The following is a 26,486-nucleotide window of genomic DNA, read 5'->3' on the forward strand; positions in this document are numbered from 1 at the left end:
GGACGCTAGATCGGCTCGGCGCGCATCTTCGACGGGTCGATCGGGCCCTGGCCCGCCGCCGCGCGCGACTGGAACTGTTCGGTGGAGTTCTCGCGCGGATAGGGCGCGTCGGGCGTGGGCACGCCCAGGAACGTGCAGAGCGGCTCCCAGCCCTCGGCCACGTTGAAGACCAGCAGCCGGTCCTTCGGCACGGTCGCCACCACGCGCTCGGTATGGCGGCGGAAGAAGTCGGTCATGAAGGCGCGGTCGTTCATGTCGCCGCCCTCGTAGAACGACCGGATGTGGCCGAAGAAGGCCGCCGCCGGACCCTCGGCGAAGCGCCCGAGGCTGTCCGGCGAGAAGATCGTCGCCTGGGTCGAGTCGAACCATTTGTCGGGGTCGCGCACCGTGTGCAGCACCTTGGCGTCCGGATAATAGTCCATCAGCTCGCGCCAGTAGGCGCAGCCCGGATGGTCCACCATGGCCTGGCAGCCGTCGAAGATCGCGTCCCAGTCGGGATTGCCGTTCCCGGCCTCGATCCACAGCGGGACCTGCTTCTCGGCCGCCATGAACACCTCGGCCATGTGGTGGCAGCGGGTGAAGCCCAACTGCTCCAGCGCCAGCTTGGTCGACAGCGTTCCCGTCCGGCCCAGACCCGAGCCGATCACCTTCAATGCCATGGCGTTTCCCCGACTTGTCCGAAGCGGCAGAGTAGCCGGCTACCGTGACGTCAACACAGCGATCGTCTCCTCGCGCAGGCGGCGGCGCTCGGTCTTGCCCATGGCGTTGCGCGGGATGGCCTCGATCCAGGCGAAGCGGGCCTCGGGCAGGTTGGGGCCGCTGGTCGCGATGTGGCGGGCGAGGCCCTGCCGGTCGAGGTCGGGCGCGGCCACGACGGCCAGCCAGCAGACGTCGGTCCCGGTGGCGTCCGGCGCGGCGTAGGCGGCGGCGTCCTTCACGCCCGGATAGCCGAGCGCCGCCTCTTCCATGAGCTCGGGCAGGAACTTCATGCCGCCCAGGTCCATCCGGTCGTCGACCCGGCCCTCGACGATCAGCATCCCGTCGGGCCGCAGCCGCCCCAGGTCGCCGGGGTAGAAGCCGCCGTCGCGGAACGCCCGCGCAGTGGCCTCGGGATTGCCCAGGTAGCCCTCGGACCGCCGGTCGCTGAAGATGCGGATCTCGCCCTGTTCGCCGGGCGGCAGTGGCGCGCCGTCGTCGCCCACCACCTCGACGCGGACGTTCGGCACGGGATAGCCCGCCGCGCCGGGGTGCGTCTCCAGCCAGGCTCCGTCGGCCATCGTCGTGCTGCCGGTTTCCGCCGCGCCGTAGCTGATCAGGATCTCGGGCGCGAGCCTGAGCCGCGCCTCCCGCGCCACCGCCGGCGACAGCACCCCGCCGGTCGAGACGATCCGCATCCCGCCCTGCACCGGAAACCCCGGCGGCAGCTCGCCCAGGAGCTGGCGCAGGAAGCTCGGGGTCGCGCCCACGATCGAGGGCTTGAGCGCCTCCAGGCTCTCGGCGAGCTGGCCGGCCGTGTAATCGGCGACGAGCGTCTCGCCCTGGCTCCACGCCGCCAGCGTCATGGCCTGGCCGAGGCCCGTGTCCATGCCCGTCAGGCACACCCAGCGGCCGGGCCGGCCGGCGCAGTAGGTGAGCGCGCAGGTCCGCGTGTTGTCCTCGAGCATCCGCCAGGTCCGCGGCACGCGCCGCGCCGTCCGCGTCGTGCCCGACGACAGCATCACCCGGATCAGATCGTCCGGCCCCACCCGCACCGGCGCGACCGGCCGCGGCTCGGCCGCAAGCGTCGCCGCCAGCCACGCCTCGGTGAGCGCCAGCTCGCCCGGCCCCGCCCGCTCGGCCGCGACGATCGCCAGGTCCGGCGCCGGATCGTTGAAGGGCGAGGACACCACCCCCAGCCGCGCCAGCGCCAGGAACACCACGTGGGTCAGGTAGTCGTTGGCGATGCGGATCGCGACGACGCCCCGCTCGCGGGTCACGCCGAGGTCGCGCAGGCCGGCGGCGATCCGGTTCACGTCGGCGTCCATCTCGGCGTAGGTCGCCCACCGCTGCGGGGTGATCAGCGCGAACGCCGTGGGCCGCAGCTTCGCCTGGAACGCCACATACGCATCGAACATGGAGGGTCCCCCGTTCGTCCGGCCCCCTTGGCCGGGCCACGCGCGCAGCCGCCCATCCCGGCCCGCCCGGCTCCTCCCCGAGGCGCCTGCGCCGCCGGCGAACCGCGCCTGGCGACCGCATACCGCACGCGCATTGAGCGTGCCGCAACCCGTGCGTGGCGGTTTTGACCTTGCGGGTCGGACGCTTCCGTCGTCCCATGCACGGGAACGGGGAGTAGCGCATGCGTGGGGTCGCGCTCGTCGTAGCGATCGTGAGCTGTGCGGCCGCCGGCGCCGCCACGGCGCAGACGCGCGTTCCCGATCTCACCGGCGCCCTGAACCGATCCGCGCTCAATGACGCCGTGGTCGTGAAGGCCCCCGTGGGCTTCGAGGACGACCGGCTCGACAGCGTCACCATCAGGAACTGGCCCAGGGCGGTCAGCTTCTCGTCCGACAGCCTGCAGTTCGAGGTCGCGCCGCACGCCGGGTTCGGGGTCTCCGAGCGCGGGCGGGGGGCGGCCGAGGGCGGCGCCACGCTCGTGGTGTCGGCCAGGAGCCGCGGCGAGCGGGCGCTGGCCCAACTGCGCGACATGGGCGTGAAGGACGGCGCGAGCTTCGGCGACGCGGGCCGCTGGTACCTGTTCGCCGCCGCGTCGGGCCAGGCCGTGGGCCTCAACATGACCCGCTCGGACAAGGGCGGCTGGGACCGCGCCGGCTGGTCCACCGACGACACCGGCGCCCTGGTCGGCGACGCCCAGGTCGGCGTCGGCTGGCGCAAGGGCGCCATGCAGAGCTCGCTGGGCGTCATCCACCGCGAGGTGAAGGGCAAGCACATGATCTGGGGCCAGCAGACGCGCGAGGACACCGTCGCGGCCTTCACCTTCAGCTTCCGGCCGCAGAAGTAGCCGTCCTCTCCCCCGAGCGCGTCGCGCGAAGAGAGGGAGAGGGAGAGGGAGAGGGTAGGGAGAGGGCGGCTGGGCGTCGGAAGCTGAGCCGATCTTGGCCCGTTGATCCACCGCCGGTGGGGGAGAGGAGAAGGCTACAGCCGGTCCCAGCCTTCGAAGAACGGATAGCGCCCGGCCCAGAGGGCGGCGAGGCGCGGGTCGGCGTCGACGCGGCGGACGGCTTCGCCCATGCGCGGGGCGGCGGCGTGGAAGCGCTGGCGGCGCGGGCGGAAGCGGGAGACGACCGCGACGTAGAGGTCGAGCACGGTGAGCTCGTCGCCCAGGATGTAGCGGCCGGGGCTGACCCCAGCCTCCATGATCGCCCAGCATTGCGAGATGCGGTCCTGGATCGCCGTGTCGATCTCGGTGTGGATGGCGGGGTCGGCGACCAGGCGCGAAGGGTCGTCCTTGATCCAGTAGAGCGAATAGACCGCGGCGCTGACGAAGCTCATCCAGCGCAGGAAGGCGCTGCGGCGCGGGTCGTCCGGCCCGGGCGCCAGGCCGGCCCCGGGGTGGAGTTCGCCGAGGCGCACGAGGATGGCGGCGCTCTCCGTCATGATCTCGCCGCCCGGCAGGACGAGCGCCGGCACCTGGCGCATGGGATTGGCCTGCAGCACGCGGTCGCCGGCGGCCGCGTCGTCCTCGAAGGTCGGCGCCTCGACCAGCGCGTAGGGCGCGCCGATCAGCGTCAGGGCCGCCTCGACGGCCACGCCGCCCGACCCGGCGGCAGAGTAGAGGAGATATCCACCGGCCATCACAACTCCGTGGAAAAGCGCTAGATACGGCGTCACGCCGCTTTACGACCACAACATGTTGAGACACTCTTGGGCCCGTTCAGCAGGGGCGAGTGACTCGAATGACCCAAACGCCAATCACCGGATCAGGGGCCAACATCAAGCAGTTGCCGGGCCTCCTCACCCCTTCCTACGCCTACAAGCCGTTCCGGTATCCCTGGGCCTACGACTTCTGGAAGAAGCAGCAGCAGGTCCACTGGATGCCCGAGGAGATCCCGCTGGGCGAGGACCTGAAGGACTGGGCGGTGAACCTCACCGACCGCGAGCGCAACCTGCTCACCCAGATCTTCCGCTTCTTCACCCAGTCGGACGTCGAGGTGAACGACAACTACATGGAGCGGTACGCCCGCGTCTTCAAACCCACCGAGGTGAAGATGATGCTGGCGGCGTTCTCCAACATGGAGACGATCCACATCGCCGCCTACGCCCTGCTGCTCGAGACGATCGGCATGCCGGACAGCGAGTTCACCGCGTTCCTGGACTACAAGGCGCTGCGCGACAAGCACGACTACATGCAGCAGTTCGGTGTCGATTCGAACGCCGATATCGCCAGAACGCTGGCCATGTTCGGCGGATTCACGGAGGGCCTTCAGCTTTTCGCCAGCTTCGCGATGCTGATGAACTTCCCGCGGCACAACAAGATGAAGGGCATGGGCCAGATCGTGAGCTGGTCGGTGCGCGACGAGAGCCTGCACTGCGAAGGCATCGTGAAGCTCTACCACGCCTTCAACAAGGAGACGGGCGCGGTGACCGCGGCCGTCGCCGACGACATCGTCGATTGCTGCAAGACCGTCGTCGGTCTGGAGGACAAGTTCATCGATCTGGCGTTCGAGGCCGGCGAAGTGACGGGCATGACGCCCGACGACATCAAGCGGTACATCCGCTTCATCGCCGACTGGCGCCTGCGCCAACTGAAGCTGCCGGAAGTCTACGGCGTGAAGGAGAACCCGCTCCCCTGGCTGCAGAGCATGCTGAGCGGCGTCGAACACGCCAACTTCTTCGAGGCGCGCTCGACCGAGTACTCCAAGGCCGCGACCAAGGGGCAATGGCACGGCGGCGAAGGCGTCTGGGCCGAATTCGACCGCATGCGGCTCAAGCGCGCGGAGGCGCCCCTGCCGGCGGAGTGAGGCGACGGCCTTGACCTCGCCGGACGCGCTGCCATTACCGCGCCCTATGCAGCCCGCCGCAGCACACGTCCTGGCCGACGCCAGCCTTCCGGAGTTCCCGAACCCCTATCGCGGGAAGGTGCGTGACACCTACGACCTGGGCGACGGGCGGCTGATCCTGATCGCCTCGGACCGGCTGAGCGCCTTCGACCGCATCCTGGCGGTCATCCCGCACAAGGGGCAGGTGCTGACCCAGACGGCGCGCTACGGGTTCGAGCAGACGGCCGACATCTGCCCGAACCACGTGCTGGACTATCCGGACCCCAACGTGGTGGTCGGGCGGCGGCTGACCATCCTGCCGGTCGAGGTCGTGGTGCGCGACTATCTCGCCGGGACGACCGGCACCTCGATCCTCACCCTCTACAAGCAGGGCCGGCGGGCCATGTACGGCCACACCCTGCCCGACGGCCTGCGCGACAACGAACGCCTGCCGCAGCCGATCATCACCCCCACCAGCAAGGCGTTCGACGCGGGCCACGACGAGCCGTTGACGCCGGACGAGATCCTGTCCCGGGGGCTGCTGACGGCGCGGCAGTGGGAGACCGTCTCGGCCTACGCCCTGGCGCTGTTCGCGCGCGGCCAGAAGCTGGCGGCCGAGCGGGGGCTGATCCTGGTCGACACCAAGTACGAGTTCGGGGTCGATGCGGAGGGCCGGATCGTCCTGGCCGACGAGATCCACACGCCCGACTCCAGCCGCTACTGGATCGCCGACACCTATGCGGCCCGGTTCGCCGCCGGCGAGCGGCCCGACTCGTTCGACAAGGACTTCGTCCGCAGTTGGGTCGCGGCCCGGTGCGACCCGTACGTCGATCCGATCCCGGAGATCCCGGCCGAGCTGATCGCGGGCGCCTCGAAGGTCTACGTCGAGGCGTTTGAGACGATCACCGGCCAGACGTTCCAGCCGGCCGCCGACGGCCCGGTGCTGGAGCGGATCCGGCGGAACCTGGCGCGCTACCGGGCCTGAGCGGAGGGAGATGCTGGATGCGGGGGCGGCGTTCGCGTAGAGCTGTTGGCCTCCGCGGGGCCGGTCCGTCCGGCGGCGCGGTTCGGGGCGAATCGCCCGGCGGGTGTAGGATCGGCGCGAACGGCGTCGATCCCGTGACATCGGGGCTGTGAAGGGGGACCACCCGCGTGCCGAACATCGCCTTCATCAGTCCCAAGGGCGGCGCGGGCAAGACGACGGCGGCGCTCCTGCTGGCGCTGGGCCTGGCCGAGCGTGGGCGCCGCGTGGCGCTGATCGACTCGGATCCCAACAAGCCGCTGGTGCGCTGGGCCGGGCTCCCGGGGCGGCCCGAACGGCTGAGCGTACACGCCGCCCCCACCGTGCCCGACATCCGCGAGGCGGCGGCCGAGGCGCGGCGGCTCGGTCCCGAGTGGACGATCGTGGATACGGAAGGATCGGTCAGGGGCGCCATGGTGTTCGCGGCGCTGCGGTTCGACGCCGTCATCACCCCGCTCACCGGCTCGGCGATGGACGCCGTGGAGGCGATCAAGGCCTCGGAGCTGGTCGCCAGCTTCGGCAAGCGGCAGGGCAACCACCTGCCCCATGCCTGCCTGATGAGCCGCGTGCCGGCGGCGCTGAAGCCGCGGTCGCTGGGCGCCGTGGTGGCGCAACTGCGGGCGCGCGAGATCGACATCCTGCCCACGCCGCTGATCGAGAAGGAGGCCTTCCGGGCGCTGTTCGAGGTGGGCGGCGGCCTGGGCGGGCTGGAGCGCCTGGGCTTGCGTGGCGTCGCCGCGGCGCGGGCGAACGTGGCGGCCTATGTGGACGCGGTGACGGCCATGATCGCCCCGGCGCAGGCGTTGCGGCGGGCGGGGTAGGCGACCCTCTCCGTCATCCCGCGGACAAGCCGCGGGATGACCTTCCTGGAGGAGTTGGGTGATGCCCGAGAGCCATGAGATCACCATCCGGCTGACGATCGGGGATCCCGTTCCGGGCGTCGCGTACAGCCTGCAGGATTCCGCCAGTACGCCCGTCGGCGTCGTCATCGCCGCCGACGGGCCGCTGTCGTTCGATGTGCCGGTGCGGGTGGCGGACGGGCCGAAGGGGCCGCGCTTCCTGGGCGAGTTCGTGCGGCGCGAGGGGCCGGAACGGCGGTTCGTCTACATCGCGATCGGCCGCCAGGCCGGCGACGGCGCGACGCATTGGAGCCGCCGGGCGAAGATCGACATCCATACGCTCGACCCAGGGCTGCTCGCGCAGGCGCTGGCGGGCCGGGTGATCGAGGCGCGGCTGCCGGGACGGGACAAGCGCGACGGCGGCCCGGCCTGCGCGACGACGCCGCCGCTGTCGTGGCATGCGCTGGACTGATCCTACTGCGTCACAAGGATAGGGGCGCCATTCGGTGGGCTGCGGCGCGGCAGGATCTGGGCTCCGTCGCCGAAGCCCACGTCGCGGTCATAGCCGGGATCGGCCGGCGCCACGCCGCTCGGGGACAGGCTACGGCGTCCGGTGCTCGCGTTTGTTCGTCTCCGCCAGCAGCAGGATCGAGACGAACGAGATGGTGCAGAGCGCCGCCATGTAGGCCGCGATCACCGCGGAGGTCTTGTATTCGGCCAGCAGGGCGGTGGCGATGATCGGCGCGAAGCCGCCGCCGACGATGGCGCCGAGCTGGTAGCCCAGCGACGCGCCCGAATAGCGGATCTCCGCTGAGAACAGCTCGCTGAACAGCGCCGACTGCGGCCCGTACATGAAGTTCAGGAACACCGAGGCCACGGCGATGCCCAGCACCATGCCCCAGAAGCCCTGCGCGTCGACCAGCGGCCAGAGCGCGAACGCCCAGACCCCGCCCAGCACCGCGCCCACCATGTAGACGCCGCGCCGCCCGTAGCGGTCGGACAGCCATCCCGAGATCGGCAGGCTGGGCGCCGAGAGCAGGGTGCCCACGAGCAGCGCCCAGAGCACCTTCGGCCGGTCCATGCCGAGGTTGGTCACGCAGTACGACACCAGGAAGGTGATCACGAGGTAGAAGCAGCCGTTCGAGGCCACGAACGAGCCCGCCGCCAGCAGGATCTCCTTCGGGTGCCTGCGGATGGCCTGCAGGATCGGGCTCTGCTGCGCGCCCTGGGCCTGCGCGCCCTTGGCCTCCTCCAGCGCCTTGAACTCGGGCGTGTCCTCCAGCTTGAGCTGCACATAGAGGCCCAGGCCCACCAGCAGCACCGACAGCAGGAACGGCACGCGCCAGCCCCAGGCCGCGAAGGTTTCGGGCGCGAAGTTGGCGGTCATGATCAGGAAGATCAGGTTGGCCAGCACCACGCCCGTCGGCACGCCGAGCTGCGGGAAGCTGCCGTAGAACCCCTTCTTCCCCGGCGGCGCGCTCTCGGTGGCGAGCAGGGCCGCGCCGCCCCACTGGCCGCCCACCGCCAGCCCTTGCGCGAACCGCAGCAGGACCAGCGCCAGCGGCGCCGCCACGCCCACTGTCGCGTACGAGGGCAGGCAGCCGATCAGCGTCGTCGCCGTTCCCATCACCAGCAGGGCGACCACCAGAGCCTTCTTGCGCCCGACGAGGTCGCCGAAGTGGCCGAAGATCATCCCGCCGATCGGGCGCGCGATGAAGCCCACGGCAAAGGTGGAGAAGGCGGCGATCTGGGCCACGGCCGGCGGCATGTCGGCCGGGAAGAACAGCTTGGGGAACACCAGCGCCGCGGCGGTCCCGTAGATGAAGAAGTCGTACCACTCGATGGAACTGGCCGCGACCGAGGTCCCGACGATCTTAGCGAGCTTGTTGTCGCGCACGGGCGCGGCGGCGGCGGTCATCGGCAATTTCCCCCAGACGGCCGAGTCCCCCGGCCTTTTCAGCACTATGGCATGTTCGTGGGGCGCGGTGTGTGACGGTGCGGAAATAGCTCCTAGAGCCGCGAGAGTTCCGCTTCCAGCGCGGCCATGTCGGGGGGGAGCGGGCTTTCGCAACGGATCGTCTCGCCGGTGATCGGGTGGACGAAGCCCAGCACGGCGGCGTGCAGGGCCTGCCGCGAAAGCCGTGCAGCCGCGATGGCCTCCTTCACCGCGTTCGACGGCCCGCCCGAGCCGTAGACCGGATCGCCCAGGCAGGGCGCGCCGCGGCTGGCCAGGTGGACGCGGATCTGGTGCGTGCGGCCGGTCTCCAGCCGGCAGGCCACGCGCGCCGCCAGCGGCTTCTCCACGGGCCCGTAGATCTTCTCGACCGCGTAGTGGGTCACGGCATGGCGGCCGCCGGACTTGGCGACCGCCATCTTCTTCCGGTCGCTCGTGGAGCGGGCGATGGGGGCCTCGATCGTCCCGCGCGGCGGCAGCAGCGAGCCGCGCACCAGCGCCACGTAGACCCGCTCGATGTCGTGCTCGGCGAACAGCGCCGAGAGCCCCTGGTGCGCCGCGTCGGTCTTGGCCACGACCACGACGCCGGAGGTGTCCTTGTCGATCCGATGCACGATCCCCGGCCGCGCCACGCCGCCGATGCCCGACAGGGTGTCGCCGCAGTGATGCAGGAGCGCGTTGACCAGCGTCCCGCTCTCGCTGCCCGGCGCGGGATGCATGGCGATCCCCGCCGGCTTGTCGATGACGATCAGGTGCGCGTCCTCGTGGAGCACGACGATCGGGATCGCCTCGGCCTGCGGCTCGGCGGCCAGCGGCGCCGGCACCTCGATCCGGTAGTCGCCCGCCACAGCCTTGGCCGAGCCGTCGGTGACGACCGCGCCGTCGCGGCTCACGCGCCCTTCGGCGATCAGCGCCTGCAGCCGCGCCCGCGAGAATTCGGGCAGCAGCCCCGCCAGCGTCTTGTCCAGCCGCGCGCCCGCCTCGCCCGGCCCCACGGCGACGATCCGCAGGCCGTGGACATCGTCCTCCGCGTCGTCGTTTTCGGGCTCGCCTTCGGGGGCCATCGGCCGTCATGCTCCTGTGATAGGCTGACGCCTAATACAGCCAGGCGACGAGGGGGAGACTTCCGATGCGGATCGATCGGCGCGAGGCGCTCGCCTTGCTGGGCCTGGGCGCGGCGACACCGGCCGCCGCGCAGACGGCGAAGCCTCTGGGCGTCACCTTCCAGCACGGCGTCGCCTCCGGCGACCCGACCCAGACCCGCGTGGTGCTCTGGACCCGGATCACGCCCGAGAGCCCCCATGCGCAGATCGCCTACACCTGGGCGCTGAACCCGGTCGACCGGCGCGCGGGCGGCGCGAAGAAGGGCGCCGGCGTCACCGGTCCCGACCGCGACTTCACGGTGAAGGTCGACGTGGGCGGCCTCGACGCCGGCCGCGCCTACACCTTCGCCTTCACAGCCGAGGGCGTGACCTCGCCGACGGGCCTCACGCGGACGCTGCCGCAGGGGCCCACCAGGGACGCGGTGATCGCCACCACCTCCTGCGCGCTCTTTCCGAACGGCTACTTCAACGCCTACCAGGCCATCGCCGACCTACCGCGCGTCGACCTGGTCCTGGCGCTGGGCGACTACATCTACGAGTACGGCGGCGAGGGCAGCTACGGCATGGACAGCCCGGTCGCCAAGGTGCGGCCGCACGACCCGCCGCACGAGATCCTGACGCTCGCGGACTACCGCCGCCGCCACGCGCAGTACAAGACCGATCCCAGCCTGCAGGCGGCCCACGCCAGGGCGCCCTGGATCGTCGCGTGGGACGATCACGAGACCTGCAACGACAGCTATTCCACCGGCGGCCAGAACCACAATCCGGAGAAGGGCGAAGGCGACTGGGATGCGCGCAAGGCCGCCGCCCTCAAGGCCTATTACGAATGGATGCCGATCCGCGAGCCGGCGGACGGCCAGACGCTCGCCGAGGCCTCCGAGCGCAGCTTCCGGATCGGGGATCTCGCCCAGATCGTCATGCTGGAGACGCGGCTGACCGCGCGCGGCAAGCAGCTCGACTACGACGCGGACGTGACCCTGGTGGACGGCAAGCCCGACATCGCCGCCTTCCGGTCGAAGCTGGCCGATCCGGCGCGCCGGATGATGAGCCCCGGGCAGGAGGCCTGGCTGGGCGAACAGCTCGCCGGCTCCGCCGCCGCGGGGCATGCCTGGCAGGTGGTCGGCTCGGGCGTGGTCATGGGCCGGCTGACGATGCCGGATCCGGAGACCTTCCCGCCCGGCGCCCTCGACAGCCTGGGCGAGGCAGGCCGCAAGCGCGTCATGGCCTGGTCGCCACTGGCCAAGGCGGGCCTGCCCTGGGGGCTCGACATGTGGGACGGCTACCCGGCGGACCGGGAGCGGGTCTACGAGATCGTGCGCAAGGCCGGCGCCCGGCCGGTGGTGGTGACCGGCGACAGCCACGCCTTCTGGGCCAACGAACTCTCCGACGCCCAGGGCCGGCGCGTGGCGGTCGAGTTCGGGACGACGGGCGTCACCAGCCCCGGCGCCGGCGACATCCTGACCGGCTTCGACGTCGGCCCGGCCTTCACGGAGGCGAGCCGCGAGGTGGTCTTCAACGACCAGAAGGCGAAGGGCTTCGTCCTGCTCACCCTCGGCCACGACCGGCTGAAGGCCGAACTGATGGCGGTCTCCACCATCCACTCGAAGACCTTCACCACGAGCGTGCTCAAGACCTTCGAGGCCTACCCCGACGGCAAGGGCGTCTCGGCGCTGAAGGAAGTCTAGCGCCCCGCGGCGGCAGCGCCCCCTCCACCACTTCGTGGTCCCCCTCCCCCATGAATGGGGGAGGTACTTGGAGCGATCGACCTCGCGAATCTCCCCTGCGAAGCGGGGGAGGGGGACCACGAAGTGGTGGAGGGGGCGCTGCGACGGCTCGGGCCTCAGCGTCGCTCCAGCGCCGCCGCGACGGAGAACGCCAGCAGCGCCTGCGCCGCCGTCATCGCCGCACCAGCCGGCCGTCCGCCTCCACCACGCGGTAGAAGCACGAGCGCGCGCCGGTGTGGCAGGCCCCGCCGTCGCCCTGCGGCCGCACCTTCAGCCACACCGCGTCCTGGTCGCAGTCGACGCGCAGCTCGTCGACCACCTGCACCTGCCCGCTGGTCGCGCCCTTGTGCCAGAGCTCGCCGCGCGAGCGGCTCCAGTAGTGCGCCTCGCCGGTCGCGAGGGTTCTTTCCAGCGCCTCGGCGTTCATCCAGGCCAGCATCAGCACCTCGCCGGTGTCGGCATGGGTCGCGATCGCCGCGATCAGGCCGGCGGCGTCGAAACGGGGGCTGAGCGTCTCGCCCTGCTCGAGGGCGTCCTTCGAGGGCGCGGTCGGGAAGGTCATCTGGTCGGGTCCTTGCCGGTTCTCGGCCCCTGTACCATCGTTCCGATCCGAGGGAGAGGGCTGCCTCCGGCGCCGCCCAGCTTCCCACCAGGAACGTCATCCCGCGGCTTGTCCGCGGGACCCATGAACACCGAGCCAGCCGACTGACCTGCGGCGTCGCCGCCGCGACTTTCCGCCGACGACCGCGCACGATGGGTCCCGCGAACAAGTCGCGGGATGACGATCAAGGGGTGGCGGCTGGATCCCGGATCGGCCTTGCGGCCGTCCGGGATGACGCCTGGGGCGTCACTTCCGGTTCACGAAGTCCAGGAAGCGCTGGCGGAGCGTCGGGTCGGTCTTGAAGACGCCGGTGAACTGGGTGGTGATCGTGCTCACGTGGCGGTGGTGGACGCCGCGGGTGGTCATGCACTGGTGGGCGGCGTCGATCAGCACGGCCACGCCCGCCGGGCGCAGGCTGTCGGTGATGGCGTCGGCGATCTGCTGGGTCATGGTCTCCTGGGTCTGGAGACGACGCGCGAAGATCTCGACCACCTTGGCCAGCTTGGAGAGGCCCACGACGCGGTTGGTCGGCATGTAGGCCACGAACGCCTTGCCCAGGAACGGGGCCATGTGGTGCTCGCAGTGGCTCTCCACCTCGATCTCGCGGAGCATGACGATGTCGTCGTAGCCCTGCACGTCCTCGAACGTCCGGCTGAGTTCCTTGGACGGGTCGAGGTTGTAGCCCTCGAACCATTCGCCGTAGGCGTCGACCACGCGCTTCGGCGTATCGATCACGCCCTCGCGGCGCGGGTCGTCGCCGGCCCAGGCGATCAGCGTGCGGACGGCCTCCATGGCCTCCTCGCGGGTCGGGCGCTTGAAGGGTTCAAGCGTTCCGTCCTCGGACCCGATGAGGGTTCGGTCTCGTGCAGGGGCATCCATGTTGATGGTTCTTCCCAGGGCTGAGTTGCGCCGGGACGATGGTCCCGGAAATGACGCGTGCCACCCATTCACTTTGCGGACGGGCGCGATTGGCCTCGGGTCCGGAGGTTCTCTATATGGGGCCAACGCCCATTCGGGCAACCGTCACGCAGCGTTACCTTCAAGAGCAATGACCCTCAGCCTCTACGACACCATGAGCCGCCGCAAGGCGCCGTTCGCCCCGAAGGATCCGTCGCGGGTGACGCTCTACGTCTGTGGGCCCACGGTCTACAACTACGCCCATATCGGCAACTTCCGGCCGGTGGTGGTCTTCGACCTGCTCTTCCGCGTCCTGCGCCGCCACTACGGCGCGGATCACGTCCTCTATGCGGCGAACGTCACCGACGTGGACGACAAGATCAACCGGAAGGCCGCCGAGGAGGGCGTGCCGATCAGGACGATCAGCGACCGCTACCTCGACGCCTACAACGCCGACGCCGCGGCGCTGGGGGCGCTGCGCCCCACGTTCCAGCCGCGCGTGACGGAGACCATGGACGCCATCACCGGCATGATCGGCGACCTGATCCGCAACAACGGCGCCTACGAGGCCGAGGGTCACGTGCTGTTCGACACCCAGGCCTTCGCCGACTACGGCAAGCTCTCGGGCCACCCGATGGACGAGATGATCGCCGGCGCCCGCATCGACGTGGCGCCCTACAAGCGCCACCCCGCCGACTTCGTGCTCTGGAAGCCGTCGAAGCCGGGCGAGCCGGCGTGGCCCAGCCCCTGGGGCGACGGCCGCCCCGGCTGGCACATCGAATGCACGGCCATGATCCACGAGGCGCTGGGCCTGCCCATCGACATCCATGGCGGCGGCGAGGACCTCAAGTTCCCGCACCATGAGAACGAGCTGGCCCAGGGCGTCTGCTCGGGCCACGGCGGCCGCGAGTACGCTGGCGTCTGGATGCACAACGGCTTCCTCAACATGGCGCAGGAGAAGATGAGCAAGAGCCTGGGCAACGTCGCCCTGGCCCACGACCTGCTCGAGCTCTACCCCGGCGAGGCGATCCGCTGGGCGCTGCTTCTCGGGCACTATCGCCAGCCGCTGGAGTGGACCGACACCCTCATCGAGCAGGCCAAGGCCAATCTCGACAGGCTCTACCGCGTGCTGGACGACTCGGGCCGGTTCCTGGCCGGCAAGGTCGTGCCCGACGGCGCCCAGAGCCCCGCCGGCGCGGCCGAGCACGCCGACATCCTGAAGGCGCTCGCCGACGACCTCAACACGCCCGAGGCCTTCGCCGCGCTCTTCCGGCTCGCCGACAAGGTCCGCGCCGCGATCATGGCCAAGGACGCCCTCGCCGTGGCCGGCGGCCGCGACCTGCTGCTCGACGCGGGGAACCTGATGGGCTTCCTGGCCGCCGACCCGCAGGGCTGGTTCCAGTCCGGCGCCGACGACGACCTGAAGTCCAGGGTCGAGGGCCTGATCGCCGCCCGGGCCGACGCGCGCGCCGCCAAGGACTGGCCACAGGCCGACCGCATCCGCGACGAACTCGCCGCCCTCAACGTGGAGGTGATGGACGGGCCGTCCGGCGCCACCTGGCGGATCAGGGAGCAGGCCTGATGCCCATGAAGTCCGGCCCCGACCTGATGGCCGGCCCCTTTGGGCGGAAGGCCGGCGGCCTGGGCCCGAAGACGATGTCGCTGAAGACCGAGGGCAAGCCCCCGCCGCCCAAGCCGCCGGGCGGCGTGCGCATCGAGGACCGCGTCGGCATCCAGGCGCCGGCCGAGCTGATCTGGGGGATCGTCCACGACATCGGCCGCTGGCATGAGTGGAACCCGACCTATACCCGGGCCGCCGGCCAGGTCCGCATCGGCGACACCCTGACCCTGACCCTCGAACTGCCCGGCCAGCCGGCGCAGGAGATCAGGCCCAGGGTGCTCGACTGGGTGCCGAACGAGCAACTGCACTGGCGGCTTACGTTCATGGGCGGCCTCATCCGGACGCTGCGCTACATCGAGATCAGCCCGCTCTCCGAGACCGGCTGCATCGTCGACAACGGCGAGATCTTCGGCGGCCTCATGGGCCCCTCCCTCGGCAAGCGCGTCGGCCGCTCCGTCCGCCAGGGCTTCCAGGCCATGAACGCGGCCCTGAAGGACCGCGCCGAAGCCGAATGGGCCAAGCGTCGGGGGTAGCCGGCACGGAGTGAGCCCATGACCCAACTCGTCCTCGTCACCTACGATTGGGTCCCCGAGCCGCCGCGCGGGCTGGTGCGCGACCTGCGGGTCCGCTGGGCGCTGGAGGAAGCCGGGCTGCCCTACCGCGTCGAAAGCACGCCCTTCGAGGACCGCCCGGCCGAGCACATCGCCCACCAGCCCTTCGCGCAGGTCCCCTGGCTCACCGACGGCGACGTCTCGGTCTTCGAGAGCGGCGCGGTGCTCCTTTATCTCGCGGAGAAGAGCGAGGCGCTGATGCCGAAGGGCGCCCGGCCCGAGGCGACCGAGTGGGTGTTCGCGGCGCTGAACTCCGTCGAGATGGCCACCCAGCCCTGGGTGCTGTTCCACTTCTGGGGCGTCGACAGCGGCCCCGCCCGCGAGCAGTTCGACAACTTCGTGAAGCTGCGCCTCGACCGCATGGAGCCGGTGCTGGCCGAACGCGAGTGGCTGGTCGCCGGCCAGTTCGGCGTCGCCGACATCCTGATGGCCGACGTGCTGCGCGTGGTCGACAAGTTCGACGGGCTCAAGGCCCACCCCGCCTGCAAGGCCTACGTCGACCGCGCCACGGCCCGCCCGGCCTTCCAGAAGGCCCACGCGGACCAGCTCGCCCACTTCGCCGCCGCCGACGCCGCGCGGGCGTAACTCACCCACGATTGTCATCCCGGTTTGGGCGCAGCCCAAGACCGGGACCCAACCGTCCGGTGCTCTGAGCCGGCGATCTGGCCCCGACCGTCCGGGCCGCCCTCCTGCCATCGACGCGCCCGACGGTTGGGTCCCGGTCTTCGCCTGCGGCGAAACCGGGATGACACAAGTTGGGGAGTTGGATGCTTGGCCCCATACGCCCACTGCGCCATGTAGTCCTCAACGAGGAAAGGGCGGGGCATGGCGCAGAAGATCGGGCGGACGGTGGCGGAGTCCGAGCCCTACTGGCCCGAGGCGTCCAAGCCGCCCAAGGGCGCGCCGAACATCCTGGTCATCCTCTTCGACGACGTCGGGTTCTCCGACTTCGGCTGCTACGGCTCGCCGATCCGCACGCCCAACATCGACCGCCTCGCCGCCGAGGGCCTGCGCTATGCGGGCTTCCACACGACGGCCATGTGCTCGACCACGCGGGCGGCCCTGCTGACCGGGCGCAACCACCACTCGGTCGGCATGGGGTGCCTCGCCAACTTCGACTGCGGCTTCCCCGGCTACCGCGGCAAGCTGGCCCGCGAGGCCGCGACCCTGCCCGAGATGCTGCGCCCGCACGGCTACCGGAACTACATGCTGGGCAAGTGGCACGTGACGCGGCTCACCGAGACCGGCCCCACCGGCCCGTTCGACGGCTGGCCGCTCGGCCGCGGCTTCGACCGCTACTACGGCTTCATGGACGCCGAGACCGACCAGTACGCGCCCGAGCTCGTGCGCGACAACACGCCGATCGCCCCGCCCGGGACCTACGAGACCGGCTACCACCTGACCGCCGACCTCACCGACGAGGCCATCCGCTACATCGCCGACCACACCGCCGACGCGCCCGACAAGCCCTGGCTCTGCTGGTTCGCGCCGGGCGCCTGCCACGCGCCGCACCAGGCCCCCGCCGACCTGATCAAGAGCTACGACGCCGTCTTCGAGCGCGGCTGGGACGTCGAGCGCGAGGAGCGCCTCGCCCGCCAGAAGGCCATGGGCCTGGTCCCGCCGGACACGAAGCTGCCGCCCCGCAACGACGGCGTCCGGCCCTGGGACAGCTATCCCGAGGACGAGCGCCGGCTGATGACCCGCCTGCAGTCGGCCTTCGCCGCCATGCTGGAGCACACCGACCAGCACATCGGCCGCCTGGTCTCCTTCCTCGAAGGCGCCGGCCTGCGCGACGACACCCTCATCGTCGTCATGTCCGACAACGGCGCCTCGCAGGAGGGCGGCCCCCTCGGCTTCGTCAACGCCATGGGCCCGTTCAACTTCCGCGGCGAGCCGATGGCCGAGAAGATCGCCCGCATCGACGACATCGGCGGCCCCGACACCCACTCCAACTTCCCGCAGGGATGGGCGATGGCGTCCAACACGCCGCTGCGCCGCTACAAGCAGAACACCCACGGCGGCGGCATCCGCGACCCGCTGGTGATCTCCTGGCCGAAGGGCGTCGCGGCGCGCGGCGAGATCCGCCCGCACTTCGCCCACGCCAGCGACCTCGTCCCGACCCTGCTCGACCTCGTCGGCATCAGCCCGCCCGCCGAGGTGCAGGGCGTCGAGCAGATGCCGCTGGAGGGCGAGAGCTTCGCCGCCAGCCTGCACGACGCCGCCGCCCCGCCGCGCAAGGCGCCGCAGTACTTCGAGATGTTCGGCCACCGCGGCCTCTGGCGGGATGGCTGGAAGGCCGTCGCCTTCCATCCGCCCGGCTCGCCCTTCGACAACGACGTCTGGGAGCTCTTCCACCTCGACGCCGACTTCTCCGAGAGCGACGACCTCGCCGCCGCCGAGCCCGAACGCCTGAAGGCCCTGGTCGAGGAGTGGTGGCGCCAGGCGCAGGCGCACAACGTCCTGCCGCTGGACGACCGGTTCGCCCCGCGGTTCGTCGAGAACGCCACCCGCTTCCACGGCGCGCGGCGCCGCTTCGTGCTGCACAAGGGCATGGGCCACCTGCCCACCGACGTCGCCCCCGACGTCCGCGCCCGCAGCTACCGCATCGAGGCCGATGTCGCGCTGACCCCCGGCTGCGAGGGCGTGCTCCTCGCCCACGGCGACGCCACGAGCGGCTACGCCCTCTACGTGAAGGACGGCCGCCTGCACCACACGCTGAACATCGGCGGCGAGAAGGTCACCGTCAGTTCCGACCCGCTGCCGCCCACGGCCACCCGCCTCGGCGTCGCATCGGTGCGCAGCGACGAGGGCCCGCGCACCTTCACCCTCCTCGTCGACGGCGAGCCGGCCGGCGAGGTCACGGCTGCCATCGGCTTCGTCACCTTCGTCTCCTGGTCCGGCCTCGACGTCGGCGTCGGCCGCGGCAGCCCCGTCGCCGACTACCCCGCGCCCTTCGCCTTCACCGGCGAGCTGAAGAAGGTCACCGTCACCCTCGACACCGACCAGGCGCTCGACGGAGACGCCGTGGCTGAGGCCGAGATGGCGCGGCAGTAGCCGTCAGGCGGCGCGCGCCGTCCGCCGGCGCAGGCCCGCGCCGGCGAGGCCGAAGCCGGCCAGCATCAGCGCCCACTCCGCCGGCTCGGGCACGCTGTCCGACACCGAGGGACCCGCCGGCGAGGGCCGGCCGTTGTTGTAGAGGGTCGCCACGTCGGCGGCGCTCAGCGCCGTGTCGAACGTCTGGATGAAGTCCACGTAGCCGCGGCCGTCCTCCGAGCCCTCGTCGATGAAGAACAGCAGCGGGTTCAGGATCTTCGAACTGGCCGGGTCGCCGTTCAGGTTCCGCGCCAGCGCGCCGTCGACGTAGATCTGCATGCTGGTGTTGCTCCGGGCGAACACCAGGTGGTGCATCGTCCCCAGGCTGAACGCCGTCCCGTCGTAGGCGGCGTGATCGCTGTAGTACGAGACGTTGCCCGAGTGGACGTAGAGGCCGTCGTCGTTGCCGCTGGAGTTGAGGATGCGTCCGTAGGCGCTGTTCACCGCGTCGAACTGGAAGTAGAGCTCCACCGAATAGACCGCCGGATCGGCGAAGGCCGACGTCGCGAGGCCCAGCCCCTCGTGGTAGTCGAACGCGTAGCCGTTTGCGCCCAGTTCGCCGCCGTACGAGGTCAGCGACGGGCCGCCGTACGAGTCGGCGAGCGAGCCGTCCAGATGGTAGCTGTGGATCGGCACGATCTCGGCGGCGGCGCCCGTCGCCATGCCGGCGGCGAGCACGGCCGCGGCCGCCGCGGTCAGAAGGTGATGTTTCACGCGCATGGTCCCTGTGGCGGCGGAGCGAACCAAAGCCCCCGGAAACCCGCCAGCCTTGGCCGTAGGCTTCGCTCGCCGGCGCGGCGTCCCCCTTTTTGGGGTCTCGCCAACGCGAACGGGCGCGCGCGTTTGACTCCCGCCGCGGGAACCCCGACCTAAGCCCCATGATCGACGACATCTACTCCGCCAAGGTGCTCCGCCTCGCGGCCGAGACGCCCCGGCTGGGGCGCCTGCCCGACGCGCACGCCTCCTCGGAGAAGGTGTCGAAGCTGTGCGGCAGCCGGGTGATTGTCGACGTGAAGGTCGAGGGCGACCGGGTCGCCGACTTCGCCCAGGACGTGAAGGTCTGCGCTCTGGGCCAGGCCGCCGCCTCGGTGCTCGGCGCCCACGTCGTGGGCGCTACGCTCGGCGAGATCGAGGGAACCCGGGACGCCTTTCGCGCGATGCTGAAGGCGGGTGGCCCGCCGCCCGGCGGCCGCTTCGCCGATCTGGCGTTGCTGGCCGCGGTGAGGGACTATCCGGCCCGTCACGCCTCGACGCTGCTCGCGTTCGAGGCCGCGGCGGAAGCGGTCCGGGCCGCCGTATTGCAAAGGGCCGTGTCGCAAGGGGCCGTGGCGCGAGCGAACGAGGGGCGAGGAGCGTAATGGCCGACTTCATCTTCCTGCATCACGACGACGCCTCGGGCGGCTCCCGCCTCGACTGGGACCCCTACCTCACCCGCCTGCGCGAGGGCGGCGTGTTCCAGGGCGGCAGCGCCATCGGCGAGGGCTGCTGCGCCAGGAAGACCGGCGACGCCCCCGAACTCACGGCCCACATCATGGGCTACGTCCGCGTCACCGCCGACAACCTCGCCGAGGCCCGCAAGCTCCTGCCCGGCAACCCCGTCTTCGAAGCCGGCGGGACCGTCGAGATCCGCGAACTGCCGAAGGGATGACGCCTGTCTCTCCGCCGCGGCGCGCCGGCGGAGAGACAGTTGCGCTCAACCCGCCGCCGGCGCCGTCCCCCGCGACGACGGCGCAGGGCCGCGCCGCTCGCGCCGAAGCCCAGGATCATCAGCGCCCAGGCCGACGGCTCGGGAATCCCGCCGCCGGGCGGCGTCACCGCTTCGCCGCGGAAGCTGATGTCGTCGATCGCCAGGTCGTTGAAGGCGTAGACGTTGTTGGTGTCGATCAGGCGGATCGTCGCCTGGGTCGCCGCGCCGGCGAACCAACCGGTGCTGATCGGGTTCCAGGTGGTGGACGTCACCCCCGTGGTGTTCGGCAGGACGACGGCGGCGAGCTGCTGGCCGTTGATCTGGATCGTCACGTTGGGCGTCGATCCCATATTGCCCAGAGACGTCGCCCACAGCGACAGGTCATAGTGGGTGTACGGCACGACCGAGACCACCACTTCCCAGAAGAAGTCCCCCGAGCCGGCGCCGTCGACCACCATCATGTTGCCCTGGCCGCTGGTGTGGTCGCCGATGGCCGGAAAGCAGGCCGCGCACACCGTGGCCGGGTTGGAGACCACCCAGTAGTTGCCCTGGAACGTCGAGCCCGCGCCGCCGTAGGCATAGGTCGAGTTGAAGCCCGTGGCTCCGGCCGAGAAGTCCCCGTTGGTGAGAAGTTCGGCGGCGCCGGCGGGCGCGGCGGTGACCGCCAGGGCGGCGGCGAGAAGAAGCGAACGCATACGATACCCCATGAAAAGACCGACGCGGTGGACGGCGGCTGGCGTTCATGGGCTCTCGCGGGACCCCACCGCCTCCCCCGAAAGGGGGCTCGTCCTCATGGGGCCGCCGACGCGCGAGAGGAACGCCGCTCGCCCGGCGCGAAGCGCCCTCGAGATTCGAGAAACCGCGGAATACGCGGAATACGCGGAAGGAGCCTGTGCGGCGCGGTCGTCCGGGATCCCTTTCCGCGTCCTTCCGCGTATTCCGCGGTTCCAAAATGACTGCGCCTGCGGCGCGTTCGCGGGCCTTCGTGTGGGGTCTTGGTTGAATCCGACGGCGCCTGCGGTGCGGCCTGCCCGCCCGAAAGGTTCCGTTGACCGCCGGCCTGTGATATTGCCTGCGGCCTTCGCCCAGAGGTTCCGCATGCGCCGCCTGACGGACATCGCCGCCTTCTTCGCCCGGACGCACCGTCCGGCGGTGACGGCTGGCCCCCGCCTGACGGGAACGCGAACTACTACCGCCGGCGCGGCTTGAACCTCTCGGGGTTCTGGGCGTAAGCCCGGGCCTGCAATCGCAAGACCGCAGCCGGTATGAGCTTCTACGAGAGATGCGTCCGTGGGCTCCTTCGGGCCTACAAGCTGACGCTGTCGCCGCTGATCGGGCCGTCGTGCCGGTTCGCTCCGACCTGCTCGGAGTACGCCGCCCAGGCCCTGATCGGCCACGGCCCTGTGCGAGGTACGGTCCTCACCGTGCGCAGGCTGTGCAGATGCCATCCCTGGGGCGGCGCGGGCTGGGACCCGCCGCCGCCTCCGCGTCCCAAGGCCGAGCGCCGGACGCGCGACTGGAAGTGTGAAGAACCATGATCGACCTGATTTTCCCCGACGGCTCGAAACGCGAGTACGAGGCCGGGGTCACGGGCAAGCAAGTTGCAGCGAGCATCGCCCCCTCGCTGGCCAAGCGGGCCGTGCTCATCAAGCTGGACGGCGAACTGCTGGACGTCGACCGCCCGCTCGAGAAGGGCGGCAAGTTCGAGATCCTCGACCGCAACGCCCCCGGCGCGCTGGAGACGATCCGCCACGACGTCAGCCACATCCTGGCCGAGGCGGTGCAGGAACTGTTCCCCGGCACGCAGGTCACGATCGGCCCGGCCATCGAGGACGGCTTCTACTACGACTTCGCCCGCGACGAGCCGTTCAGCCTGGACGACCTGGCGAAGATCGAGGCGCGCATGAAGGAGATCGTCGACCGCGACGAGCCGATCGTGCGCGAGGTCTGGGACCGCGACGAGGCCATCGCCCACTTCAAGTCCATCGGCGAGCACTACAAGGCCGAGATCATCGGCGGCATCCCGGCCGGCGAGGCGGTCAGCGTCTATCGCCAGGGCGCCTGGAAGGACCTCTGCCGCGGCCCGCACCTGCCCAGCACGAAGGCGGCGGGCAAGGCGTTCAAGCTGACGAAGCTGGCCGGCGCCTACTGGCGCGGCGACAGCAACAACCCGATGCTCCAGCGCATCTACGGCACGGCCTGGGCGAACGAGGCCGACCTGGAGGCCTACATCAGGCGGGTCGAAGAGGCCGAGAAGCGCGACCACCGCAAGATCGGCCGCCAGATGGACCTCTTCCACATGCAGGAAGAAGGCCGCGGCATGGTCTTCTGGCACGAGAAGGGCCTGACGCTCTGGCGCACGATCGAGGCCTACATGCGCCGCCGCCTCGAAGCCGCCGGCTATGTCGAGGTCCGCACGCCCCAGGTGCTGGACCGCGTCTTCTGGGAGAAGTCGGGCCACTGGGAGAACTACCGGCCCAACATGTTCGTCTGCGAGACGGTGGAGGGCGAGGAACTGGCCCTGAAGCCGATGAACTGCCCCGGCCACATCCAGATCTTCAGCTTCGGCCAGAAGAGCTACCGCGACCTGCCGCTGCGCATGGCCGAGTTCGGCGCCTGCCACCGCTACGAGCCGTCGGGCGCCCTGCACGGCCTGATGCGGGTGCGCGCCTTCACGCAGGACGACGCCCACATCTTCTGCCGCGAGGACCAGATCGTCGACGAGGTCGCCTCGTTCATCGAGCTGGCCTCTTCGATCCACGCCGACTTCGGCCTGACGCGCGACCACATCACGCTGGGCACGCGGCCCAACCCGCGCGCCGGGACGGACGAATTCTGGGACATGGCCGAGAACCAGCTACTGGACGCCGCCCGCAAGGCCGGCGTCGAGCCGGTGATCGCCGAGGGCGACGGCGCCTTCTATGCGCCGAAGCTCGACTTCCAGCTCAAGGACGCCATCGGCCGCATGTGGACGTGCGGCACGATCCAGAACGACTACGTGCTGCCCGAGCGCCTCGGCGCCGAGTTCGTCGGCGAGGACGGGCAGAAGCACAAGCCCGTCATGCTGCACCGCGCGATCCTGGGCTCGTTCGAACGCTTCATCGGCGTGGTGATCGAGAACTTTGCGGGCGCCTTCCCGCTCTGGCTCTCGCCGGTGCAAGTGGTGGTGGCGACGATCACGTCCGACGCCGACGACTTCGCCCTGAAGGCCGCCGCCGAGCTCCGCGCGGCCGGTCTGAGGGTGGAGACAGACCTGCGCAACGAGAAGATCAACTACAAGATCCGCGAGCACAGCCTGGCCAAGACGCCCATCATCGCCGTCGTCGGCCGCCGCGAGGCGGAAGAGGGCAGGGTGGCGCTTCGGCGCCTCGGCTCCGACGGCCAGCAGATTCTCGGGCTGGACGAAGCGTGTAACGTCCTTGCAACAGAAGCCCTTCCGCCGGACATTGCGCGCCGGCGGGGACGCGTTGGGGAGACGGCCGCGGCGTAATCGCGGCCGGGTGGAGGTTGGATGAACGGCGTCGCCGCGCCCAGGATCGCTGTCGATTCAGCGCCGGCCCCTGATGTGCAGGGGGGCGACGCCCTGCGGCCGCGGCGCAGCGTCTCGGTGGTGATGGTGGTCTACATGACGGGCGAGGCGCTCCAGGAGAGCCTCGCCTGCGTGCTGGCCGACCCGCTCGTCGACGAGTTCGTGATCGTCGACAACGGCTCCTCGCCGCAGGAGGCCGAGCGGCTGCGCCTGCTGGCCGAACGCGACGACCGCGTGGTGCTGAGGACCGGCCACGGCAACGTGGGCTTCGCCAGGGGCGCCAACCTCGGCGCGCGGACGGCCAAGGGCGACCTGATCGTCTTCCTGAACCCCGACGCCTTCCTGCAGGCCGGCTGCATCGCCGCCCTCGCCCGCGAGATCGAGGGCCGCGCCGTCCCCTGCATCGTCGGCGGCCGGGTGCTGAACCCCGACCGCACCGAGCAGCGCGGCGCGCGCCGCGGCGACATCACGCCCGTCTCGGCCCTGCTCTCGATGAGCGGCCTGGCGAGATCGCCGGCGCTGCGGAAGTTCGAGGTGCATTGGGAGGGCGAGGCGCTGCCCGAGCAGGCCGCGCCCGCGCCGACCATCTCCGGCGCGTGCTTCTGCATGCGGCGCGAGGACTTCGAGGCCGTCGATGGCTTCGACGAGGGCTACTTCCTGCACGTCGAGGACGTCGACCTCTGCTGGCGCGTGCGCGAGATGGGCGGCGAGGTGCTGTTCCACCCCAAGGCCGAGGTGATCCACATCGGCGGCGCCAGCCAGACCAGCCGCCTGAAGGTCGAGTTCCACAAGGGCGTCGGCCTCGCCCGCTACTTCGCCAAGCGCGCCGGCCCCCTCGGCCGCTGGGCCGCCTGGGCCCTGGCGCCGCTCGTCATCGCCGCCGCGGTCGCAAGGCCTCTGCTGCGGCGCACGCGCCGCTAGACCATTCGGCGCTTAGGTAGGTCCGAGGTCGGGAAGCCGAATGGTCTATTCTTAAAGCAAAGGTCTTGATCATTCGACGGTCCAAGCGAACCGTCGAATGCTCTAGCGCGGCAGGTACGCGTTCGGCTCGACCAGCTTCAGGCCCGGCGTCTCGGCCACGCACTGGCGCAGCAGGAAGGTGTGGCCGGAGCCGTAGAACACCACCATGCGGTCGCCCGGCCTGGCCGCCTGCACGAGGTTGGCGCAGATCGCGAAGTTGCGCCTGTACCAGGCCGTCAGCAGCTCGACGCCCGGCTGCACGTCGCCGCCGCCGACCCGCGCCATCGCGCGATAGAAGGCGTTGTCCCGCGCCACCCGGATCGGATCGTTCAGGAACCGCAGCGTCGGCGCGACGCCCCGCTCGCGCAGCACCTTGTCCTGCTCGGCCACCATCGCGCCGATGTCGGCCTGGGCCGCGTCCAGCGCCGCCGTCTGCCCGTGCGCCTTGGCGTAGGCCTCGACCGCTTCGAACGGAAACTCGCCGTCGACGTCGACGCCGATCATCCGCGCGCCGGTCTGCTTGGCCAGCCGGAAGCCCAGTTGCACCACCTCGTTGCGCGAGGCCGGCAGGCTGCCGTCGACGAACTTCGGCCAGCGCTCGGCCACCGTCTGCGCTGGCCACTCGGCCGCCACGACCGTCGGCCGGAACCTCGCCAGCGCGTCGGCGACCTTCTGGATCTCGGCCTGCCGCGCCGGCGCCAGCACGTCGTCGACCCTGGCGTTGTGCAGGTCGGCGCCCGGATTGGCCATGTGGAAGTCGCCGACGATCATCACCTGGACGGGCGCCGGCGCGGCCGCCCGGGCGGCGAGCGGCGTGGCGGCGATGGCGCAGGACGCGGTCAGGCGGGCGAGAAGCGGAAGCGGCGACGACATGGCCGTGCAGATAGCCGCGCCGCGCCGGCCGCGACAGTTAAGTCTTGTTCAGGCTTTGCTGTACCGCCCTCAGGCCGCCGAGGACGCGGCCGGCTGCGGCTTCGGGAACCCGCCGGCCTTGGCGACCGACGAGGCCACGCGCTTGCCCAGCAGGTCCGAGGCCCAGACGCCGATCCCGATCAACTGGTCGAGGTCGTAGCCGGTCTCGTAGCCGGCGCGCTCCAGCATGTAGACGAGGTCCTCGGTGCCGATGTTGCCGGTGGCGTTCGGCGCGAACGGACAGCCGCCCAGGCCGCCGACGCTGGCGTCCAGGACGTCCACGCCCGCCTCGACGCCGGCGAAGGCGTTGGCGAGGCCGGTGTTGCGGGTGTCGTGGAAGTGCAGGCGCAGCGGGATGTGGCCCGCCGCCTTCTTCGCCGCCTCGACGCGGCGGCGCACCGTCCAGGGGTCGGCGACGCCGATGGTGTCGGCGAGCGCGATCTCGGCCACCCGCATGTCGGCGGCCGCCTTGACGATCTCCACCACGCGCTCCTCGGGCACCTCGCCGTCGAACGGGCAGCCGAAGGCCACCGACACGGTCATGGTGACCGGCGGGTCCTCCTTCTTGCGCACGCCCATGATGTCGGCGAGCGCGGTGACCTGCTCGTCCACCGAGGCGCCCTGGTTGCGGATGCCGAAGCCGTCGCTGGCGCAGACCACCACATTGGCCTCGTCGCAGCCGGCGTCCCGGCAGCGTTCCCAGCCGCGCATGTTGAGCACCAGCCCGATGCGCGAGCGGCCGTCCTTGTGCGGCAGGGCGGCCATGATCTCCTCGGCGCCGGCCATCTGCGGCACCCGCTTGGGGTTCACGAACGAGACCACCTCCATGCGCCGCGCGCCCGCGGCCTCGAGCCGGGCGATCATCTCCAGCTTCTGGCCCACCTCGAACAGGGTCTTCTCATTCTGCAGGCCGTCCCTCGGGCCCACTTCCACGATCTCGATCCGCCGCCGGCCCATC

The 26,486-nt window shown here is 70.8% G+C and carries 26 protein-coding genes; 15 read left to right on the plus strand and 11 right to left on the minus strand.

All coding sequences use genetic code 11. The features are described from left to right. Positions 1 to 5: 5 nt before the first annotated feature. Complete coding sequence (locus KF737_RS04075; RefSeq protein ID WP_296450616.1) at positions 6 to 659, minus strand: sulfotransferase family protein; 654 nt, start codon at positions 657 to 659, stop codon at positions 6 to 8. Positions 660 to 698: 39 nt separating this feature from the next. Next, positions 699 to 2,114 carry a class I adenylate-forming enzyme family protein gene (locus tag KF737_RS04080; protein WP_296450618.1) on the minus strand — a complete coding sequence of 472 codons (1,416 nt, stop codon included), beginning with the start codon at positions 2,112 to 2,114 and terminating at the stop codon, positions 699 to 701. 221 nt (positions 2,115 to 2,335) lie between these two features. Between KF737_RS04080 and KF737_RS04085 the strand changes: the two genes are divergently transcribed. Then, on the plus strand, positions 2,336 to 2,998 hold the full coding sequence (locus KF737_RS04085) for a hypothetical protein (protein WP_296450620.1): 663 nt from the start codon (positions 2,336 to 2,338) through the stop codon (positions 2,996 to 2,998). Positions 2,999 to 3,132: 134 nt separating this feature from the next. Here the strand turns inward: KF737_RS04085 and KF737_RS04090 are convergent, their stop codons facing one another. Then, a complete protein-coding gene (locus tag KF737_RS04090; protein ID WP_296450622.1) occupies positions 3,133 to 3,792 on the minus strand; it encodes a glutathione S-transferase family protein in 660 nt (219 codons plus the stop codon). Between the two features lie 101 nt (positions 3,793 to 3,893). Between KF737_RS04090 and KF737_RS04095 the strand changes: the two genes are divergently transcribed. From KF737_RS04095 to KF737_RS04110, 4 genes are all read left to right on the plus strand, one after another. Further along, positions 3,894 to 4,958, plus strand: a complete 1,065-nt coding sequence (locus tag KF737_RS04095; RefSeq protein WP_296450624.1) for a ribonucleotide-diphosphate reductase subunit beta — start codon at positions 3,894 to 3,896, stop codon at positions 4,956 to 4,958. Positions 4,959 to 5,004: 46 nt separating this feature from the next. Beyond that, on the plus strand, positions 5,005 to 5,961 hold the full coding sequence (locus tag KF737_RS04100) for a phosphoribosylaminoimidazolesuccinocarboxamide synthase (protein ID WP_296450626.1): 957 nt from the start codon (positions 5,005 to 5,007) through the stop codon (positions 5,959 to 5,961). Between the two features lie 167 nt (positions 5,962 to 6,128). Next, a complete protein-coding gene (locus KF737_RS04105) occupies positions 6,129 to 6,818 on the plus strand; it encodes an AAA family ATPase (RefSeq protein WP_296450627.1) in 690 nt (229 codons plus the stop codon). A gap of 61 nt (positions 6,819 to 6,879) precedes the next feature. Next, a complete protein-coding gene (locus tag KF737_RS04110; protein WP_296450630.1) occupies positions 6,880 to 7,308 on the plus strand; it encodes a DUF5990 family protein in 429 nt (142 codons plus the stop codon). A gap of 129 nt (positions 7,309 to 7,437) precedes the next feature. On the opposite strand, the gene KF737_RS04115 is transcribed toward KF737_RS04110, so the two are convergent. Together KF737_RS04115 and KF737_RS04120 are read right to left on the minus strand one after the other, a co-directional pair. Then, positions 7,438 to 8,754, minus strand: coding sequence for an MFS transporter (locus KF737_RS04115; protein ID WP_296450632.1), 1,317 nt, complete (start codon positions 8,752 to 8,754; stop codon positions 7,438 to 7,440). Between the two features lie 92 nt (positions 8,755 to 8,846). After that, entirely contained in the window at positions 8,847 to 9,854 is a 1,008-nt protein-coding gene (locus tag KF737_RS04120; protein ID WP_296450634.1) for an RluA family pseudouridine synthase, read from the minus strand. Between the two features lie 65 nt (positions 9,855 to 9,919). On the opposite strand from KF737_RS04120, the gene KF737_RS04125 reads away from it, so the two are divergent. Further along, positions 9,920 to 11,578 (plus strand): alkaline phosphatase D family protein, encoded by a 1,659-nt coding sequence (locus KF737_RS04125; RefSeq protein ID WP_296450636.1) that lies wholly within the window; start codon positions 9,920 to 9,922, stop codon positions 11,576 to 11,578. A 211-nt stretch (positions 11,579 to 11,789) separates the two neighbouring features. Here KF737_RS04125 and hisI read toward each other — a convergent pair whose 3' ends face one another. Both hisI and folE read right to left on the minus strand, forming a co-directional pair. Continuing rightward, positions 11,790 to 12,179 (minus strand): phosphoribosyl-AMP cyclohydrolase, encoded by a 390-nt coding sequence (gene hisI / locus KF737_RS04130; RefSeq protein ID WP_296450638.1) that lies wholly within the window; start codon positions 12,177 to 12,179, stop codon positions 11,790 to 11,792. Between the two features lie 285 nt (positions 12,180 to 12,464). Continuing rightward, positions 12,465 to 13,097: a GTP cyclohydrolase I FolE gene (folE, locus tag KF737_RS04135; RefSeq protein ID WP_296450639.1), complete on the minus strand. Its 633-nt coding sequence runs from the start codon at positions 13,095 to 13,097 to the stop codon at positions 12,465 to 12,467. A 169-nt stretch (positions 13,098 to 13,266) separates the two neighbouring features. Here folE and cysS point away from each other — a divergent pair, with 169 nt between their 5' ends. The 4 genes from cysS (at position 13,267) to KF737_RS04155 (ending at position 18,401) form a co-directional block, all read left to right on the plus strand. Then, positions 13,267 to 14,697, plus strand: coding sequence for a cysteine--tRNA ligase (cysS, locus tag KF737_RS04140; protein ID WP_296450641.1), 1,431 nt, complete (start codon positions 13,267 to 13,269; stop codon positions 14,695 to 14,697). Then, entirely contained in the window at positions 14,697 to 15,269 is a 573-nt protein-coding gene (locus KF737_RS04145; protein WP_296450644.1) for an SRPBCC domain-containing protein, read from the plus strand. The genes cysS and KF737_RS04145 overlap by 1 nt, the downstream gene beginning before the upstream one ends. Positions 15,270 to 15,287: 18 nt before the next feature. Beyond that, entirely contained in the window at positions 15,288 to 15,932 is a 645-nt protein-coding gene (locus KF737_RS04150) for a glutathione S-transferase family protein (RefSeq protein WP_296450646.1), read from the plus strand. A 240-nt stretch (positions 15,933 to 16,172) separates the two neighbouring features. Then, positions 16,173 to 18,401 (plus strand): arylsulfatase, encoded by a 2,229-nt coding sequence (locus tag KF737_RS04155; protein WP_296450647.1) that lies wholly within the window; start codon positions 16,173 to 16,175, stop codon positions 18,399 to 18,401. A gap of 3 nt (positions 18,402 to 18,404) precedes the next feature. Here the strand turns inward: KF737_RS04155 and KF737_RS04160 are convergent, their stop codons facing one another. After that, positions 18,405 to 19,154 carry a PEPxxWA-CTERM sorting domain-containing protein gene (locus tag KF737_RS04160; protein WP_296450649.1) on the minus strand — a complete coding sequence of 250 codons (750 nt, stop codon included), beginning with the start codon at positions 19,152 to 19,154 and terminating at the stop codon, positions 18,405 to 18,407. Positions 19,155 to 19,318: 164 nt separating this feature from the next. Between KF737_RS04160 and KF737_RS04165 the strand changes: the two genes are divergently transcribed. Both KF737_RS04165 and KF737_RS04170 read left to right on the plus strand, forming a co-directional pair. Continuing rightward, entirely contained in the window at positions 19,319 to 19,798 is a 480-nt protein-coding gene (locus KF737_RS04165) for an iron-sulfur cluster assembly scaffold protein (protein ID WP_296450651.1), read from the plus strand. After that, positions 19,798 to 20,088, plus strand: coding sequence for a hypothetical protein (locus KF737_RS04170; RefSeq protein ID WP_296450654.1), 291 nt, complete (start codon positions 19,798 to 19,800; stop codon positions 20,086 to 20,088). The genes KF737_RS04165 and KF737_RS04170 overlap by 1 nt, the downstream gene beginning before the upstream one ends. Here the strand turns inward: KF737_RS04170 and KF737_RS04175 are convergent. Continuing rightward, positions 19,977 to 20,822: a PEPxxWA-CTERM sorting domain-containing protein gene (locus tag KF737_RS04175; RefSeq protein WP_296450656.1), complete on the minus strand. Its 846-nt coding sequence runs from the start codon at positions 20,820 to 20,822 to the stop codon at positions 19,977 to 19,979. The genes KF737_RS04170 and KF737_RS04175 overlap by 112 nt on opposite strands. Before the next feature lie 570 nt (positions 20,823 to 21,392). On the opposite strand from KF737_RS04175, the gene yidD reads away from it, so the two are divergent. Genes yidD through KF737_RS04190 form a run of 3 tightly spaced genes read left to right on the plus strand, consistent with a single transcriptional unit; the run spans position 21,393 to position 24,577 of the window. After that, positions 21,393 to 21,665, plus strand: a complete 273-nt coding sequence (yidD, locus tag KF737_RS04180) for a membrane protein insertion efficiency factor YidD (protein ID WP_296450658.1) — start codon at positions 21,393 to 21,395, stop codon at positions 21,663 to 21,665. Next, positions 21,662 to 23,617, plus strand: coding sequence for a threonine--tRNA ligase (gene thrS, locus KF737_RS04185; RefSeq protein ID WP_296450661.1), 1,956 nt, complete (start codon positions 21,662 to 21,664; stop codon positions 23,615 to 23,617). The genes yidD and thrS overlap by 4 nt, the downstream gene beginning before the upstream one ends. A 21-nt stretch (positions 23,618 to 23,638) precedes the next feature. Then, positions 23,639 to 24,577, plus strand: coding sequence for a glycosyltransferase family 2 protein (locus KF737_RS04190; RefSeq protein ID WP_296450664.1), 939 nt, complete (start codon positions 23,639 to 23,641; stop codon positions 24,575 to 24,577). Between the two features lie 102 nt (positions 24,578 to 24,679). On the opposite strand, the gene KF737_RS04195 is transcribed toward KF737_RS04190, so the two are convergent. Further along, on the minus strand, positions 24,680 to 25,489 hold the full coding sequence (locus tag KF737_RS04195) for a DUF5694 domain-containing protein (RefSeq protein WP_296450666.1): 810 nt from the start codon (positions 25,487 to 25,489) through the stop codon (positions 24,680 to 24,682). A gap of 69 nt (positions 25,490 to 25,558) precedes the next feature. Continuing rightward, on the minus strand, positions 25,559 to 26,485 hold the full coding sequence (locus KF737_RS04200) for a hydroxymethylglutaryl-CoA lyase (RefSeq protein ID WP_296450667.1): 927 nt from the start codon (positions 26,483 to 26,485) through the stop codon (positions 25,559 to 25,561). Between the last annotated feature and the right edge of the window lies 1 nt (position 26,486).

It is taken from the genome of Phenylobacterium sp. (genome assembly GCF_019636135.1).
In the GTDB taxonomy this organism is placed as follows: Bacteria; Pseudomonadota; Alphaproteobacteria; order Caulobacterales; family Caulobacteraceae; genus Phenylobacterium.

Excerpts from the sequence above, each read along its gene's own strand:
- KF737_RS04120 (WP_296450634.1), bottom strand. The coding sequence starts at position 9,854 with ATGGCCCCCGAAGGCGAGCCCGAAAACGACGACGCGGAGGACGATGTC.
- KF737_RS04170 (WP_296450654.1), top strand. The coding sequence starts at position 19,798 with ATGGCCGACTTCATCTTCCTGCATCACGACGACGCCTCGGGCGGCTCC.
- KF737_RS04190 (WP_296450664.1), top strand. The coding sequence starts at position 23,639 with ATGAACGGCGTCGCCGCGCCCAGGATCGCTGTCGATTCAGCGCCGGCC.
- KF737_RS04090 (WP_296450622.1), bottom strand. The coding sequence starts at position 3,792 with ATGGCCGGTGGATATCTCCTCTACTCTGCCGCCGGGTCGGGCGGCGTG.
- KF737_RS04115 (WP_296450632.1), bottom strand. The coding sequence starts at position 8,754 with ATGACCGCCGCCGCCGCGCCCGTGCGCGACAACAAGCTCGCTAAGATC.
- KF737_RS04085 (WP_296450620.1), top strand. The coding sequence starts at position 2,336 with ATGCGTGGGGTCGCGCTCGTCGTAGCGATCGTGAGCTGTGCGGCCGCC.
- KF737_RS04150 (WP_296450646.1), top strand. The coding sequence starts at position 15,288 with ATGACCCAACTCGTCCTCGTCACCTACGATTGGGTCCCCGAGCCGCCG.
- KF737_RS04100 (WP_296450626.1), top strand. The coding sequence starts at position 5,005 with ATGCAGCCCGCCGCAGCACACGTCCTGGCCGACGCCAGCCTTCCGGAG.
- KF737_RS04175 (WP_296450656.1), bottom strand. The coding sequence starts at position 20,822 with ATGCGTTCGCTTCTTCTCGCCGCCGCCCTGGCGGTCACCGCCGCGCCC.
- KF737_RS04110 (WP_296450630.1), top strand. The coding sequence starts at position 6,880 with ATGCCCGAGAGCCATGAGATCACCATCCGGCTGACGATCGGGGATCCC.
- KF737_RS04145 (WP_296450644.1), top strand. The coding sequence starts at position 14,697 with ATGCCCATGAAGTCCGGCCCCGACCTGATGGCCGGCCCCTTTGGGCGG.
- KF737_RS04075 (WP_296450616.1), bottom strand. The coding sequence starts at position 659 with ATGGCATTGAAGGTGATCGGCTCGGGTCTGGGCCGGACGGGAACGCTG.
- thrS (WP_296450661.1), top strand. The coding sequence starts at position 21,662 with ATGATCGACCTGATTTTCCCCGACGGCTCGAAACGCGAGTACGAGGCC.
- hisI (WP_296450638.1), bottom strand. The coding sequence starts at position 12,179 with ATGACCTTCCCGACCGCGCCCTCGAAGGACGCCCTCGAGCAGGGCGAG.
- KF737_RS04165 (WP_296450651.1), top strand. The coding sequence starts at position 19,319 with ATGATCGACGACATCTACTCCGCCAAGGTGCTCCGCCTCGCGGCCGAG.
- KF737_RS04155 (WP_296450647.1), top strand. The coding sequence starts at position 16,173 with ATGGCGCAGAAGATCGGGCGGACGGTGGCGGAGTCCGAGCCCTACTGG.
- folE (WP_296450639.1), bottom strand. The coding sequence starts at position 13,097 with ATGGATGCCCCTGCACGAGACCGAACCCTCATCGGGTCCGAGGACGGA.
- KF737_RS04195 (WP_296450666.1), bottom strand. The coding sequence starts at position 25,489 with ATGTCGTCGCCGCTTCCGCTTCTCGCCCGCCTGACCGCGTCCTGCGCC.
- KF737_RS04200 (WP_296450667.1), bottom strand. The coding sequence starts at position 26,485 with ATGGGCCGGCGGCGGATCGAGATCGTGGAAGTGGGCCCGAGGGACGGC.
- cysS (WP_296450641.1), top strand. The coding sequence starts at position 13,267 with ATGACCCTCAGCCTCTACGACACCATGAGCCGCCGCAAGGCGCCGTTC.
- KF737_RS04095 (WP_296450624.1), top strand. The coding sequence starts at position 3,894 with ATGACCCAAACGCCAATCACCGGATCAGGGGCCAACATCAAGCAGTTG.
- KF737_RS04080 (WP_296450618.1), bottom strand. The coding sequence starts at position 2,114 with ATGTTCGATGCGTATGTGGCGTTCCAGGCGAAGCTGCGGCCCACGGCG.
- yidD (WP_296450658.1), top strand. The coding sequence starts at position 21,393 with ATGAGCTTCTACGAGAGATGCGTCCGTGGGCTCCTTCGGGCCTACAAG.
- KF737_RS04125 (WP_296450636.1), top strand. The coding sequence starts at position 9,920 with ATGCGGATCGATCGGCGCGAGGCGCTCGCCTTGCTGGGCCTGGGCGCG.